Raw genomic sequence first — 17313 nt, 5'->3', positions numbered from 1 at the left:
AGAGGAGTGTGCAAGATGATACAGAAAGATGATATTAAGGATATTTATGAATTATCTCCATTACAAAAAGGAATTTTATTTCATTATTTAAAAGATCCTAGTTCACATGCTTATTTCCAACAAATGACGCTGACTATACAAGGAAAATTTCAAGTTGATGATATGGAAGACAGTCTCAATGCTTTAATTAAAAAACATGATATTTTACGCACCGTTTTTATGCATAAACAGTTTAAAAATCCAATGCAAGTCGTATGGAAGGAGAGAAAAGCAAACATTTCGTTTCAAGATATCTCTTCCTTACAAGAAAAAGAAAAGCAAGCTTATGTTGATCGGTTTTTGGAAGAAGATAAACGTAAAGGATTTGACTTGTCATCGGATTTACTTCTTCGTTTCTCTGTCATTCAAACTGGGGAAGAAACCTATCAAATGATCTGGAGTCATCATCATATTTTGATAGACGGTTGGTGTTTAGGCGTTTTATTCAAAGAGTTGTTTGACTTTTATGAACAAAAATATCATGGGCAGCCTATATCGACAATAGAAGGAATACCTTATAGTGTATATGTAAAGTGGCTTCGCAAACAAGATAAGCAGCAATCTATTGATTTTTGGAATGAATATATAGCTGGCTATGAAGAAGTAAGAGGTCTACCCCGTCAATCCAATTACGAAAAAGAAGAAAATTATGAAAGAGGAACACATCGATTTCGCTTAACAGAACAAATGACTTCTTCTTTTTCTCAATGGGCTAGACAACATGGTGTCACGATGAGTACCGCATTTCAAACGATATGGGGTTTACTATTGCAAAAGTATCAAAATACTTCTGATATTTTATTTGGCAAAGTGGTAGCGGGTAGACCTGCACAAATAGAACATATTGAAAAGATGGTGGGTTTATTTATCAACACCATTCCCACTCGAATGCATACCGATCCCAATGATACTGTCATTGATGCAATGAAAAAAATGCAGCAGCAAGCCGTTGATGCCGATGCACATGAATATATTTCATTATCGGAAATGAAGACAGATCAGCAACCATGCAGTCAACTCATTGATCATATTATGGTCATTGAAAATTATCCGCTTGATTTAGAAACTTTAAATCGTGAGACGTTACCATTTCAAGTAGTGAATTTACAAGCATTTGAGCAAACAAACTACAATCTATGTGTGACCGTGTATCCGATGGAGCAATTAGAAGTGGACCTTACTTATAACCAAAAAGTATATGACACGGAATTTATGCAACATATACAGCTCCATATCGAGACGTTAATTACTACACTTCTTGCTCATCCTTCCATTTCTATACAAGAGATAGAAATAACTTCTGAGAAGGAAAAAGAGCAGCTACTTCATACATTTAACCAGACTGAACAGGATTATCCAAGAACGATAACAGCACAGGAAATGTTCGAACAGCAAGTATTGCGGACACCAAATCATGTCGCTTTAGTATTTGAAAATGAACAAGTGACGTATGCGGAGTTGAATGAGAAAGCAAATCAGTTGGCAAGGCATTTAAGAAAAAGAGGGGTAACTAAAAACGAATTTGTGGCGATCATGTCGGATCGCTCGATTGAAATGATAGTAGCCTTACTTGCTATTCTAAAAGCAGGTGGAGCCTATGTTCCGATCGATCATACGTATCCTGTAGAGCGTATCACGTATATGTTAGAAGATAGTGGAGCTCGTTTACTATTAAAACAAAGCGCACTTCCAAGCGTGGAAAGTTTTAAGGGAGAAACGATGAACATAGAAGATGCTCCATGGTATACAGGAGATGTAGAAAATGTAACACCAATCAATACTGCACAAGATTTAGCGTATATGATCTACACATCTGGTTCAACAGGGAAGCCCAAAGGGGTTATGATTGAGCATCAATCGTTATGTGGGGTTTCGTTGATGTGTCATACTTTTGATCTCACCGTTGGAACCCGGGTCTGTCAGACCGCTTCCATAAGTTTTGATTCTTCTGTCTTTCAAATATTTTGCAGTTTGTTTAATGGAGCAAAGCTCTATTTAGTAAAAAAAGAGTTTATGTTATCGGGTGCTTCCTTTGTACAGTGGATGAAAGAGAAGCGCATTCAGCTTGTTGATTTTGTACCTTCGTTCTTAAGGGCCCTTCCTTACGAGCAATTACCAGACTTACGTGTGATAGGTGTGGGTGGGGAAGTGGTAACAAAGGACTTGGTTTCTTTATGGGGGCAGGGTAGAAAATTTATCAATTCGTATGGTCCAACAGAAGCGACGATTGATTCGACTACGGCGGTTGTTACACCAGAGATGGATCAAGTTTTCATTGGAAAACCAATCTCTAATAAAAAAGTATACATTCTCAATGATCAATTACAACTTCAGCCGATAGGCGTAGTAGGGGAATTATGTATTGGTGGGGAAGGATTGGCAAAAGGGTACTGGAAACGAGAAGCATTAACCAAAAATAAATTTATTGATAATCCATTTGTTCCGAATGAAAAATTGTATCGTAGTGGAGACTTAGCCAAGTTTCATCCTGATGGAAACATCGAATACGTGGGAAGAAAAGATCATCAAGTTAAAGTAAGAGGTTTTCGAATAGAAACAGAAGAGATAGAAAAGGTGTTGGCAAGTCATCCTGCACTGAGTCATGTCACGGTGAAAGTGTATACAAATGAGGGAACGAATGAACTGTGTGCATATGTTGTGAAGAACACGTCCTGTTCTACTTCTGAGCTTAAGCAGTATATGAAGCTTAAACTCCCGTCTTATATGGTTCCACTATATTTTGTTGAGTTACAAGCAATTCCTTTAACAGCGAATGGGAAAGTAGATAGAAATAAACTTCCAGATCCCATACTAGTAAGTACCGATGAAATGGTAAAACCCAAAAATGAAGTCGAAACACAGCTGTTGGACATATGGAAAGAAGTGTTATCTATTAAATCCATCAGCACGACAGATAACTTTTTCGATCTTGGTGGAAACTCGATAAAAGTGATGACACTTCATGCTCTTATGTATAAAAAGTTTCAAATTGATATTCCGTTCAAAGCTATTTTTGAGCATCCCACTATCGTGAAACTGGCATCTAGAATGAAATCCATGCAAACTTCTTCTTACGACATGATTCAGGCTGTAGAAGAGCGAGATTTGTACCCTATATCTTCTGTACAGCAACGAATGTATGCCATTCAGCAAATAGACGGAGTAGGTACCAGTTATAACATTCCTTATTTATTGCATCTACATGGCGAATTTGACGTTAACAAGTGGGAAAAGGCGATGATGCAGTTCATACAAAGACATGAGGCGCTTCGGACTTCATTTCATGTGAACGATGGACAGTTGTGGCAGAAAGTACACGAATCTATTCCGTTTCATCTAGATGTTAGAGAAGTGGAACAACATCAATTGAATGATGTCATTTTATCTCTTATTCAGCCTTTTACATTAAATATAGCACCGTTGTTTCGAGCTTATCTTTTTAAAATTTCAGAAAAACATCATGCGTTTTTTATAGATATGCACCACATTATATCTGACGGTGCATCTGTAGATATCTTGTTATCTGAACTGATGAAACTGTATGAAGGTGAGACATTACAACCACTACCTATTCAATATAAAGATTACACAGCATGGCATCAACAATATTTACAGTCTGAGAAGGTGAATGAGCACGAAGCATTTTGGTTGAATCAGTTTAAATATTCCGTTCCAACATTGCAGCTTCACACTGATTTTCCTCGTCCGTCCATGAAGCAGTACGATGGAGATATTGTTACTTTTTCATTGAGTCAGGATCTGAGTAGCAAACTAAGGGCGGTCATGCACCAAGAAAAAATTTCATTATTTTCGATACTACTAGCAGCATATAATGTTTTTTTATCCAAATACACTGGGCAAGAAGATATTGTAGTGGGTACGCCAATATCAGGACGTTATCATCCTGACGTGAACAATATTTTCGGTATGTTTGCCAATACGATTGCACTCCGTAATTATCCTGAAGGTAGTCAAACGTTCCAACACTTCATGCAAAAAGTGAAGCAGATGGTGATCGAAGCATTTGACCATGCTGATTATCCATTTGAACAGCTGGTTGAAAAATTGAAATTACCACGTAATGTAAGTCGCAGTGCATTGTTTGATACGATGTTGATTGTCGTAAATGAAACAGAAAAGCATACACACTCCCATAATCTCACATACGAAAAGCAAAATACACTGTGGAAAAATTCCAAATTTGATCTGTCATGGTATGTAGAAGAAAAAGATCAGCTTGAAGTGACGGTAGAATACAGTACGCATTTATTTCATCGAGAGACGATTGAACGGATGACGGTTCATTTTGAGCATATACTTACCCAATTGCTTCAACATCCAATGCAACAGTTACAACATGTTCAGATGATAACAACAGAGGAAAGCGAGCAAATTTTATTTTCGTTTAACAACAACGAGCCTGTATACTATCCGGTGCACCAACCTTTACATTACATTTTCGAACAACAAGCAACCAAGACACCATACAAAACAGCGTTGATTGCAAACCATGAGCAGCTAACGTATAAGCAAGTGAATGAAAAAGCGAATCAGTTGGCCCATACATTGCAGCGTAGAGGTGTAGGTAGAAATACGGTGGTTGGTTTATGTGTGGAACGATCTATCGATATGATGATTAGTATTTTAGCTATTTTAAAGGCTGGCGGAGCATATATGCCGATATCTCCTGATTATCCAACTGACCGCATCCAATACATGATCGAAAATAGTGAAGTTCGACTTGTTTTAGTCCATCATCACACCAATACATTCCTATCATCATTACCAGTCGATGCCGTTCATGTGAATGACGAGACATCTTACAGTCAACACACTCATAATCTACCTCATCGTAACGAACAGCACGATTTAGCATACGTACTCTATACATCAGGTTCTACAGGAAGACCTAAAGGTGTCATGATTGAGCATCATACAGTAATAAATCGAATCGGTTGGATGGTCAAACAGTATGACATTTCAGAAAGTGATGTACTGTTGCAAAAAACACCGTTCGCTTTTGACGTCTCTGTTTGGGAAATTTTCATGTGGTTTTTTGCTGGATCAACATTGTGTTTACTGAAACATGGTGAAGAGAAATCACCGGAACATATGCTGAATACAATAGCTAAACATCATGTGACAGCCATTCACTTTGTACCTTCGATGTTAAATGGATTCTTAGACTATATGGAAATACCACACAACGTGGAAAAAGCAAGTAGTTTGCGTCGGGTGTTTGCTAGTGGCGAGGCATTACTTCCACAACAAGTAGAACGATTTTATCAGTGGCTGCCGCATGCCCATCTTTACAATTTATATGGGCCAACAGAAGCTACCATCGATGTATCACATTTTCATTGTTCACCACAAGAGAAGTTTCGTAGTGTACCCATTGGTAAACCATTAGACAATGTTCAATTATACGTGTTGAATGCAGTAGAGCAACTACAGCCTATTGGCGTTGCAGGAGAACTTTGTATCTCTGGAACTTGCTTAGCTAGAGGGTATATGAATAGAGAAGATTTAACGGCAGAGAAGTTTGTCAATAACCCATTCAAAATAGGGGAAAAAATGTATAAAACGGGGGATTTAGCTCGTTGGCTGCCAGATGGAAATATAGAGTATTTAGGTAGAATAGATAATCAAGTAAAAATAAGAGGTTTACGAATAGAACTCGATGAGATTCATTCTGTTTTGCTGCAATGTGATCAAGTGAAGGATGGTGCTGTAGTTGCAGTAAAAGATGATAGTGGAACGGATATGCTTTGTGCATATATCGTGCCGTCGCAAAAAAGATTTAGTATTCAAGTCATTCGGGAGCACCTAGGCAAAACGTTGCCTGAATACATGATTCCTGCTCATTTTATGGAAATAGAGCAACTTCCACTTACGCATAACGGGAAGTTGGATAGAAAGGCCCTGCCACGTGTTGTCATGCAGCAACGTGATTATGTTGCACCAGACAATGAGATGGAAAGTGTGCTATTACAAACTTGGCAAGAAGTCCTACATGTAGAGTCTGTCGGAACGACAGATAATTTTTTTGAATACGGTGGAGATTCAATCAAAGCCATTCATGTCATTGCTTCGTTAAGTAAGCGTGGTTTGAAATTAGATATGAGCAACTTATTTAAATACCCAAGTATAAAACAGCTAGCTCCTTTCATTCAGCAGAAAGATCATGACATACACCAAGGGTTAGTAACAGGAGAAGTAGAGTTAACTCCAATTCAACATTGGTTTTATGAGAAGAAGTTGTTAAATAAACATCACTGGAATCAGTCTATTTTATTGCACAGTGAAGATGGAATTGACATGGAAATATGTGAAAAAGCTTTCCTGCATTGTATTGGACATCATGATGGACTTCGACTTATTTTTCCTATCGTGGATGAACAAGTAAAGCAAGAGCATCAACCAGTGACAAGAGAAGTATTTCATGATCATTCGTTTCACATAAAAGCAGATGAAAATATTTCAGAGCGCATCGAAATGGAAGCAAATACACTGCACAGAAGTTTAAATATTGAAACAGGACCACTGCTCGCTATGGCACATTTTCATACGGTACAAGGAGATTATTTGTTGTGTGTTGTTCATCATTTAATCGTGGATGGAGTATCCTGGCGTATTTTAATCGAAGATTTTAGCCAATGTTATGAGCAGTTGGAACAAGGAGAGGACGTTAGGCTTCCAGACAAAACGACGTCATATCAAGATTGGGCTAAGCAAATACAAACGTATGCAAATAGTGATGCAATGGTAGAAGAAATAAGCTATTGGCAGCAACTAGAACAAGTCAAACTTACACATTTGCCACAGGAAAAAGTAGAGCAAAAGGTGGGTGTAAGTGAACAGTATAAAGTAGTGTCTATTGAATTTGATAAAGCTTTAACTGAACAGCTCTTAACGAATGCCAATCAGGCTTACCATACTGAAATTAACGATTTATTGTTATCGGCATTAGCGATAACGATGAAAGATTGGACGGGGGAAAGGCAACTAGGTATTCACTTAGAAGGACATGGACGTGAAGACATTATAGATGGGGTAGATCTTACACGTACAATCGGTTGGTTTACGTCGTTATATCCTGTTGTAATTCAATGGAGCGATGATGAAAGTATATCTAATGTCATCAAAAGCGTAAAAGAAACACTGCGCCGCATTCCGAACAAGGGGCTGGGATACGGTATTTATAAATATCTTATGAATAAAGAGCACTTTGATCAAAAGGAGTCTACACTACAACCTAACATGCTGTTTAATTACTTAGGTCAATTTGATCAACAAAATGAAAACGACCGTTTCCATCTTTCAAACTTGCCTACAGGAAATGATAGTAGTGTAGAAGTGGAGGATGCTCATGTACTAAATATCAATGGTGCTGTCATACAAAATCAATTGGTGTTTCACTTTCAATATGATGCACTGCGTCTAAGTCAACAGAGCGTACTTCAATGGAGCGAAAAATTTAAACATCATGTAAAAAATCTCGTGCATCATTGTGTAAACAAAAAAGAGAGTGAAGTAACACCAAGTGATTTTAGTGCAAAGAAGCTTTCTTCTGAAGAATTGGATGACGTGTTTGAGCTATTAGGTTAGTTATAGGAGGTAAGTAAAAAGTTGGAATGACAAATTGTAAGGTGTGTTGCTGTGGAGATGTATGTCTCCAAAGTACCACACCCATTTGAGAGCATAAAGGGAGGAAGAGGAATGAATAAGAAAAACATTAAAGATATTTATGAGCTAACTCCTATGCAAAGTGGGATGTTGTATCATGCCATCCAAGATAGTAAAGCAAATCTTCATATTGTTCAAGGTTGTGTCAAGTTAAAAGGCGTGATGCACGCCGAGCTGCTTGAGCAGAGTTTTAATCATATCATTCAGAAATATGATGTACTAAGAACGGCCTTTGTTTATGAAAAAGTAAACCAACCTCTACAAATCATTTTCAAAGACAGACCCGCAAAACTTGAATTGGTAGATTTGTCCTATTTAGAAGAGAAGCAGAAAGCATTAGTACAGTATAGGACAAGTGATCGAAATCGTGCTTTTGATTTAACGAAAGATGTACTCATTCGACTTCATCTCGTTAAATTGGGTCATGAAAACTATGAGCTAATTTGGAATTTTCACCACATGTTAATGGATGGTTGGTGCTGGAGTATTGTTTTTGATGAACTAATTACCGTATATGGTCAGTTGCTGAAAGGTGAAACACCTTATATAGAACAGGAAATTCCGTACAGCCAATACGTACAGTGGTTGCAACAGCAACATTATGATCGTGGTAGACAATTTTGGCAAGAAAGCTTACAAGGCTTTGAAGATGCAACGACCATACCAAACCAAAAAAATCCGGCGGATCAATTTACATATCGTGAATATCAGTGGCAGCTAGATGCTGAATTAACCTCACAGTTGTCTACACTAGCAAAAACATATCAAACAACGGTAAACAACGTTTTTCAAACTGTATGGGGTATTTTGCTGCAAAAAGTAAATACAGTTAACGATGCTGTTTTCGGTGCTGTAGTGTCTGGACGCTCACCGGAAATTCCACACGTGGAAAAAATAGTTGGCTTATTTATTAATACTGTACCTGTAAGAATACATACACAAGTAGGAGATACATTTGCTACTCTATTACAACGAAATCATGAATGGGCAATACAAGCGAAGCAACAGGAGCACGTTTCCCTTGCAGACATTCAAGCTGATTCCGCATGTGGTGATAAATTAATAGATCATATCGTCGTATTTGAAAACTATCAATCCACATCGGATTCTGTGCAAGAGAAGTTCAATCAATTAGGTCTTTCTTTTGCACGTGGTGAATCCTATGAACCTAGCAGTTATGGCCTAACTATAGTGGTGGAGCCTAGTGATCGACTCCATGTCACATTTGCCTTTAACGAGGAGCAATATACATCAGAATTTATACAAAACATCTCACAATATATGGGTAACATTTTTAACTGTGTAATTGATAACCCTCAATTGGAAATACAGCAAATACAATGGTTAACGAAGGAAGAGGAGCAACACATCCTGTCAGACGATGACCAGCTATATGTCGATTATCCGAAACATAAGACAGTACATCAGTTGTTTGAGGATCAAGTACAACGCACACCTGATCGCATCGCGGTTACATATGAAAACAAGCAGTATACGTATGCCCAATTGAATGAAAAAGCAAATCAATTAGCGAGAATATTACAAAAAAATGATGTGCAGAAAGAGACGATCGTTGCCATCTGCATTGATCGTTCATTAGATATGATGGTGAGTATGCTGGCCATATTGAAGGCAAACGGTACGTATTTGCCAATTGACCCTCATTATCCTGAGGAAAGAATACAGTATATGCTTGCAGACAGTCAGGCGCAAGTGTTGATCGTAGAACATGCTTCTATGGTCTCGCCGAAATATGAAGGAACAACGATTGTACTGGCAGAACAGCATTTAAAACAAGAGGATCATTCTAATTTACAGTTGCAAGTTGACCCTAACGATGTTGCATATGTCATTTACACGTCTGGTTCCACTGGAAAACCTAAAGGCGTAATGGTGGAGCATCGTAATGTCGTTCGTTTGCTATTTCATGAACAAAATCTTTTTGATTTTAATGAGCATGATACATGGACGATGTTTCACTCTATGTGTTTTGACTTCTCTGTATGGGAGATTTACGGTGCACTGCTTTACGGTGGTAGACTAGTTATCGTCTCACTACAGGTAGCACAAGATACAAAGCAATTTTACGATGTAGTGAGAGACCAACAGGTCACGATTTTAAATCAAACGCCCGCGGCATTTTATTTGTTCATAGAACAGGCGATGTTAGAGCAGGGGCAACCGTTAAGTCTTCGTAAAGTTATATTTGGTGGAGAAGCTTTATCCCCAATAAAGTTAAAAGACTGGAAACGTAAATACAACGATACGATGTTAATTAACATGTATGGTATTACAGAAACGACCGTACATGTAACATATAAGGAAGTAACGGATGAGGATATACAATTAAATGTAAGCAATATCGGAAGAACCATCCCGACGTTGAAAACTTATGTTTTAGATCCCGACCAGCGTATATTACCAGATGGGGTGCCTGGAGAACTATGTGTAAGTGGCGAAGGGGTAGCTCGTGGATATTTGCATCGCAGTGAGTTAACGAAAGAGCGTTTTATAGATAATCCTTTTATTAGCGGATACAAATTGTATCGCTCAGGTGATTTAGTGAAAAGACTGCCAAATGGGGAAATGGAATATTTAGGACGCATGGATCACCAAGTGAAAATACGGGGACATCGTATTGAGTTAGGTGAAGTAACTTCTAAACTTTTGCAATTGGATGATGTGAAAGATGGTATTGTGATCGCGAAGCAAGACCAGCAAGGGATATATTATTTATGTGCGTATTATGTAGAGGAAAAACCAACCTCACCCTCAACGATTCGGGATGACATGGTATCTTCATTACCACAGTATATGATTCCGTCATATTTCATAAAATTACAATCCTTACCTATAACATTTAATGGTAAAATAAAAAGAGATGCGCTGCCTGATCCACAGGAGAAGAGACAAGCAAGCGCAGCGTACGAAGAACCAAGAAATGAAGTAGAACTTAAACTGGTGAACATTTATCAACAGGTATTAGAAGTACAAAAGATAGGGATTCAAGATCACTTCCTAGAATTAGGAGGTCATTCACTAAAAGCCACCATGATTGTTTCCAAATTGCAGAAAGCATTCGATATGGATGTTCCGGTTAACGAAATATTTTTGAGACCTACTATTAAGCAGCTGGCACAATTTATGCAGCACAGTCAAGGGCGAACGTATGCTGATATTGCGCCTGCTCAAGAGAAAGACTACTATCCTGCTACGGCACAGCAAAAAGCAATTTTTGCTATTGAAAAACTAGATGAACAAGGAGTTAGTTATAACATTCCATTTGCCATAGAGATAGAAGGAGTAGTGGAACATGAACATGTAGAGCATTGTTTACAGCAATTGGTGGCAAGACATGAAGCGCTGCGCACATCATTCCATTTTGTAGATGGTCAATTAATGCAAAAAGTGGAGGAAGATATTATTGTAAAATTGCCTGCATGTCTTGTTAAAGCAGAAGCAGTAGATAAGCAAATTGAAGATTTTATACAGCCTTTTTCTTTGCATAAAGCTCCACTTTTCCGTGCCAAGTATGTGAACATACAGGAAGGCAGACATCTGTTACTGCTCGATGCACATCATATTATTGTAGATGGCATGTCAATGAATATTTTAACGCAGGAATTTATTCAACTATACGAACAACGTGTTTTACCTGTACTTCCCTTGCAATACAAAGACTATGCAGTGTGGCAGCAGGAGTGGTTCATGTCTGACGACTTTAATAAAAAAGGTGAGTTCTGGCGTAGAGAATTTGCTGATAAGGTGGAGCCGTTGGATTTACAAACAGATTATCCTAGACCTCGAGTTCAAACGTTCAAAGGAGAACATATTCGCTTTGAATTAGATGCACAGATGACACAACAGTTACGTCAGCATGCAACAGATCGTGGTGTTACATTGTATATGTGGATGTTGGCTGCTTACAATATTCTTTTATGTAAATATTCAGGACAGCAACAAATTGTTGTCGGCTCTCCCGTGTCTGGCCGCCATATGGCAAGCTTGGAACCGATTGTAGGTATGTTTGCTAATGTGCTGCCCATCAAGAATGAAGTAAAGCCAGAACAAAGTATAGAGGAATTTGTTACAGCACTAAAAAAGGTTTGTATGCTTGTCTATCAACATGGTGATTATCCGTTGGAAGAATTGTTGAGCCAATTAAACATTCGACGAGATGTGAGTAAAAACCCATTGTTTGACACGTTGTTTATATTGCAGGACATAGAAGATTTTACTTCTAACGTTTCTAGTAGACAATTCAAAGGATATGAATTAGAAGCGGGAAGTGCAAAATTTGATATGACATGGGAGATTCAGAGTGGGGAAACCCTTGGATTCGACGTCGTTTATAATGAGGGTCTGTTTAAACGTGATACGATAGAGCGAATGATTGAGCATTATAAAATGTTGTTGCAGCAGATGATAAATCAACCACAAGCGACAATAAAGGAATTAGAGTTAGTTACGACTTCGGAAAAAGAGCAGTTGCTCCATAACTTTAATCAAACTGCACTTCACGATTCTACACATCAAACGATCATGTACTGCTTTGAACAACAAGTGAAACAAACGCCACATCACATTGCGGTTGAGTATCGTAATGAGCAGCTTACGTATGCGGAATTAAAACGAAAAATAGATACAGTGGCTGCATTGCTACTGCAAAAAGAGGTAAAGCGGAGCGATGTTATTGGCGTTATGCTCTCTCCTTCTGTAGAAACGATCGTTGCTATTTTTGCAGTTTTAAAAGCTGGCGCTGCCTACTTGCCGATAGACCCCACCTATCCAAAGGAAAGAATTCAATACTTTTTAGAAGATAGCGGTGCCTCTTTATTGTTTGTAGATGATATGAAGATGAAGCCAGAGCAATACCAAGGAACGATGATAACTAAATCTATGCTGAATCATCTTGCTCCATCGTTAACCGCAGTCGAAAAAGACATGGATCCCGATGATTTAGCTTACATTATTTATACTTCCGGTTCCACTGGAAAACCGAAAGGTGTGATGGTTAAACATCACAGCGTCGTTAATTTAAGTTTAATTGCAGATACACTGCATATCAGGGAAAACAGTCGTGTGCTGCAGTTTTCATCTTTTAGCTTTGATGCGTCAGTATGGAATATGTTCCCTACGCTATTAACTGGAGCCACCCTCCTGATAGAGGATCGAGAAACGATATTAGAGGAAGGTGTAGCGCAATGGATTCATAGAAAAGACGTATCGGTTGCTACGCTGCCGCCTTCTGTAGTAAGGACGATGGAAACAATGGAGCTTCCGGCATTACGGACATTAGTTACAGCTGGAGAGCCTTGTTCATTGGATATCGTTCAACGATTTAGTAAGGGTCGGATGTTTTTTAATGCATACGGACCAACAGAAACAACGGTTTGTGCAACGATTGCAGCTTGTGATGTCCATACTGAACATATAACAATTGGGAAACCAATTCAAAATACGAAGGTTTATATTGTTAATACAGATCATCAACTTCAACCTATCGGTGTCCCAGGTGAACTATGCGTGAGTGGCGAAGGGTTAGCATTAGGATATTATAATCGTCCATTATTAACAAAGGAGAAATTCATTCCCAACCCTTTTGAACCAGGAAAGTTGATGTATAAGACAGGCGATGTTGCTCGCTGGTTGCAAAATGGAGAAATTGAATATTTAGGTCGCATCGATAATCAAGTGAAGATACGTGGTCATCGAGTAGAAGTTGGGGAAATAACAAATACACTATTAAAACATGATCAATTGCAAGAAGTGTTTATTGCACAGCATGCAGCAGCGGAAAATGAAATTTCCCTATGTGCTTACTATGTGCCGAAAAAACGTATTGCTGGATCCGATCTTCGCATATGGCTAGGTCAATATGTGCCTGATTATATGGTTCCAACTTTCTTTGTGGAAGTATCTGCTCTTCCGCTTACCGTCAATGGGAAAATTGATCATCATCAATTACCTAAACCAAGTTTAGATCAGCATGGATATCATCCACCTACAACAGAGAAGGAAAAGGTGATAGCATCGGTCTGGGAGGAAGTGCTGGAAGTATCAAAAGTGGGGATGCAGCATCACTTTTTTGAAATGGGTGGAGATTCTATTAAAGCGATTCAAATCATAGCTAAATTAAAAAAGCACGGATGGACGTTCAAATTAAAACATCTTTTTACGTATCCTACCATTGCTGAACTTACTCCGTTTGTATATAGAGATGATGCGGTGATGAATGACAGCGTAGTAGAAGGAGAAGTGCCACTTGCACCAATTCAGAAATGGGTATTTGAACTAACTGGTACACCAAATCACTGGAATCAGGCGGTCATGTTGAAGCATAAACAAGGATGGGATGTAGCTGCAATACAAGGTTCTTTCAACAAAATATTAGCCCATCACGATGCATTAAGAATGAAATATGAAATGAAAAATATGCAGCAGGTGCAAATCAATCAAGGTGTTGCAGGAGAACATTTTACATTAGACGTATACGATTATACAAAGGAGACAAAAGTAGAACAGCGAATTGAACATACTGCCAACGAATTACAACGCAGCTTTAATATTACTGAAGGGCGATTAGTTAAACTAGCTTTATTTCATACAAATGACGGAGATCATTTACTTCTTATTGTTCATCATTTAGTGATAGATACGGTATCATGGCGCGTCATAATGGAAGACTTTGAATACGCATATGATCAACTATTACAAGGAGAAGAAATCAAATTTCCCGCTAAAACAACATCCTACCAACAGTGGGGTAAAGAAATGACTTCTCTTGCCAATACACCATCTTTTGTCCAACAAGCGTTAGCATATTGGCAACCAATTTTACAAATAGAAACCCCTCGTTTACCAGCTGATGCTGAAGCTGTAGCACGGGAAGCAACTTTCGGTGAAATGAAACCGTTGAGTGTAGAGTTTACAAAAGAGCAAACGAATGTGCTACTGATGAAAGCCAACAAAGTATTTGGAACCGAAACAAATGAATTACTTTTTAGTGCATTTGTCCTTTCTATGCAACAGTGGACAGGTAAAGATTGTGTTGTTTTTGATGTAGAAGGACATGGGCGTGAACAAATGTTAGATGGTGTGGATGTTTCTAGAACAGTTGGTTGGTTTACGTCAGTCTATCCTGTTGTCATTCAAGAACAAAGTAGGGAACTTTCTGCAGTTATATCAACCGTGAAGCGAACGTTTAGAAATATTCCGAACAAAGGAATGAGCTACAGTATGCTAAAATACTTGACAGAAAAGCAGCACAAACATGCGCTATACATTAATTTGCGTCCCAATGTAATGTTCAATTATCTTGGACAATTTAAAAATGGATTTGAGCAACATACAGTATGCAGTTCAAACATACCGATGGGAGATATGGTACATCTTGATTTTCCATGGCCTTATGACTTAGACGTTAGTGCTAGTATTATGGAAGGTAAACTAAATATGACATTCCGATTCAATTCACATCGATTTTCACTTGCGACGATGCAGCAATTACTGCAAAGGTATAAGACTGCATTAAACATGATACAAGCGACATGCCAAGAAGATTACATTATTTCATGACATAAGCAAGCCAAAAGTAAGTGGTTTTCAAATGATAGTCAAAGCCCCACGATAAAAGTGGGGCAAAAGAGTCAAAAATTAACGTTTCAAAGGTGGGATAAGCCGTGTCGAGACCAGAAAAAATTTTATTAGTAGACGATGAAATTGGAATATTGAATTTAATGAAAATTACGTTAGAAAAGGAACGGTTTAGTCATATCACGACATGCGAAAGTGGAGAGGAAGCACTGTCTGTATTGAGTAAACAGCAGTTTGATGTCATTGTACTAGATATTATGCTTCCGGATATGGATGGGTTAGATTGTTGTCGAAGTATTCGTCAATTTACAGACACCCCCATTTTATTTCTTACTGCTCGTTCTAGTGATTTAGATAAGTTAACTGCATTTGGTGTAGGAGGGGACGATTATATTACAAAGCCTTTTAATCCACTAGAAATCATCGCTCGTATTCATGTACAACTGCGAAGACAAAAAAAGTTACAACCCGTTTCACATGCACCAATAAATTGCTACGACTATGGCACCTTCATTTTAAATATAGTGGAAGGTACGTTAACGGTACAAGGTGAACCCGTAACGTATACAGCGCAAGAGTTTAAATTGCTTGTATTTTTTTGTGAACATCCCAATCAAGTGTTTACTTCTGCACAGTTATATCAAAGGGTTTGGGAATCTTCCTATGCTAATGATGAAAAAACAGTAGCGATGCATATCTCCAAATTAAGAAGAAAAATTGAGCGTGATGCAAAATCACCAAAAATGATTATTACATTAAGAGGTATTGGATATAAATTTGTACCTCCGAAGGGTGAGCAGGTTGAAAGTAAATATTCGCTTTAGTGTATTTTTTATTTTGCTACTATTTTCGTTGATGTTTTCACTCGCATTCATCGTGATGATTACGATAGACTATCTTTTTCCACTCATAAACATATCAACGGAAAGCAATCAATTAACATTTGAATTATTGGTGCCGTTCATTATCGTTGCCACCGTTATATTTTTTAGTTTCATCTTTGGTTGGTATATTGGTAAACCGCTCTGGTTTATGGCATTATGGATCTCTAATTTATCTAAGGGGCAATATGAAGCTCCTTCAATTAAACAAAAGATATACAATGAGAAGAAACAGAAATGGAAAAGACCATATCATTTATATGATAAGGTTCTACTTAATATCTCAGAATTATCTTCTAGGTTGAAAGACTCAGAAACGAGGAGAAAAGAAATTGAAGCGTTGCAAAAAGAATGGTTAGAGGGAGTCACACATGATTTAAGGACACCACTTACATACATTAACGGATATGCGGCATTATTAACATCTTCTCCGTATGATTTTACGGAGGAAGAGAAGAAACAGTTTCTTCATGAAATTGAACAGAAGGGCGGTCATATTAAAGAACTAATTGATGATCTAAATTTATCTTTTAAGTTGACAGAAGCTAAAATACCATTGCAAAAAGAAGAAAAAAATATGGTTGAGCTGACACGAGTGCTCATTGCGGATATACTCAGTAATCCAAGTAAGGATCAAATAAATCTCACACTTCATGCAGAGAAGGAAGTCATTTCCTTTTGCTATGATACAAAACTAATGTATAGGGCATTACATAATCTAATTAACAATGCGATAATACATAATCCTGAACATACAAAAATTACGGTTACTATACAAATGGACGAACATTTTCATACTGTACATATTCACATCAAAGATGATGGTGTGGGAATGGATAAAAAAACATTGGACAAATTATTTGTAAAATATTACCGTGGCACAACGACAGATGCAGAAAAAGAAGGATCGGGTTTAGGTATGACGATAGCTCAAAATATTATTAAAGCTCATGAAGGAAAGGTGAAAGCAGAAAGTAAGATTGGGATGGGAACAACGATTTCTATTACATTGCCCATTGAACCTACGACCTATGAAATGTCATCATAGGTTTTTTTACTGTTCAACTTTATATTTGAAGTGAAATCATGTGTAAACAAATCCAATCGTTCT

4 protein-coding genes are annotated in these 17313 nt (G+C 37.9%); all 4 read left to right on the top strand.

Going from position 1 to position 17313, the window contains the following annotated elements:
* The first annotated feature begins 15 nt into the window (after positions 1-15).
* The 4 genes from D1Z92_RS04870 to D1Z92_RS04855 all read left to right on the top strand — a co-directional run bounded on the left by D1Z92_RS04870 (position 16) and on the right by D1Z92_RS04855 (position 17250).
* Positions 16-7647 carry a non-ribosomal peptide synthetase gene (locus tag D1Z92_RS04870; RefSeq protein WP_128894536.1) on the top strand — a complete coding sequence of 2544 codons (7632 nt, stop codon included), beginning with the start codon at positions 16-18 and terminating at the stop codon, positions 7645-7647.
* A gap of 111 nt (positions 7648-7758) precedes the next feature.
* Positions 7759-15303, top strand: a complete 7545-nt coding sequence (locus D1Z92_RS04865; protein ID WP_164931455.1) for a non-ribosomal peptide synthetase — start codon at positions 7759-7761, stop codon at positions 15301-15303.
* A gap of 104 nt (positions 15304-15407) precedes the next feature.
* A complete protein-coding gene (locus D1Z92_RS04860) occupies positions 15408-16145 on the top strand; it encodes a response regulator transcription factor (protein ID WP_128894534.1) in 738 nt (245 codons plus the stop codon).
* Positions 16123-17250 carry a sensor histidine kinase gene (locus D1Z92_RS04855; RefSeq protein ID WP_128894533.1) on the top strand — a complete coding sequence of 376 codons (1128 nt, stop codon included), beginning with the start codon at positions 16123-16125 and terminating at the stop codon, positions 17248-17250. The genes D1Z92_RS04860 and D1Z92_RS04855 overlap by 23 nt, the downstream gene beginning before the upstream one ends.
* Positions 17251-17313: the final 63 nt, after the last annotated feature.

The organism is Longirhabdus pacifica (assembly GCF_004115085.1).
Taxonomy (GTDB): Bacteria; Bacillota; Bacilli; order Paenibacillales; family DSM-105158; genus Longirhabdus; species Longirhabdus pacifica.
This window is presented reverse-complemented; position numbering and strand designations above follow the sequence as displayed.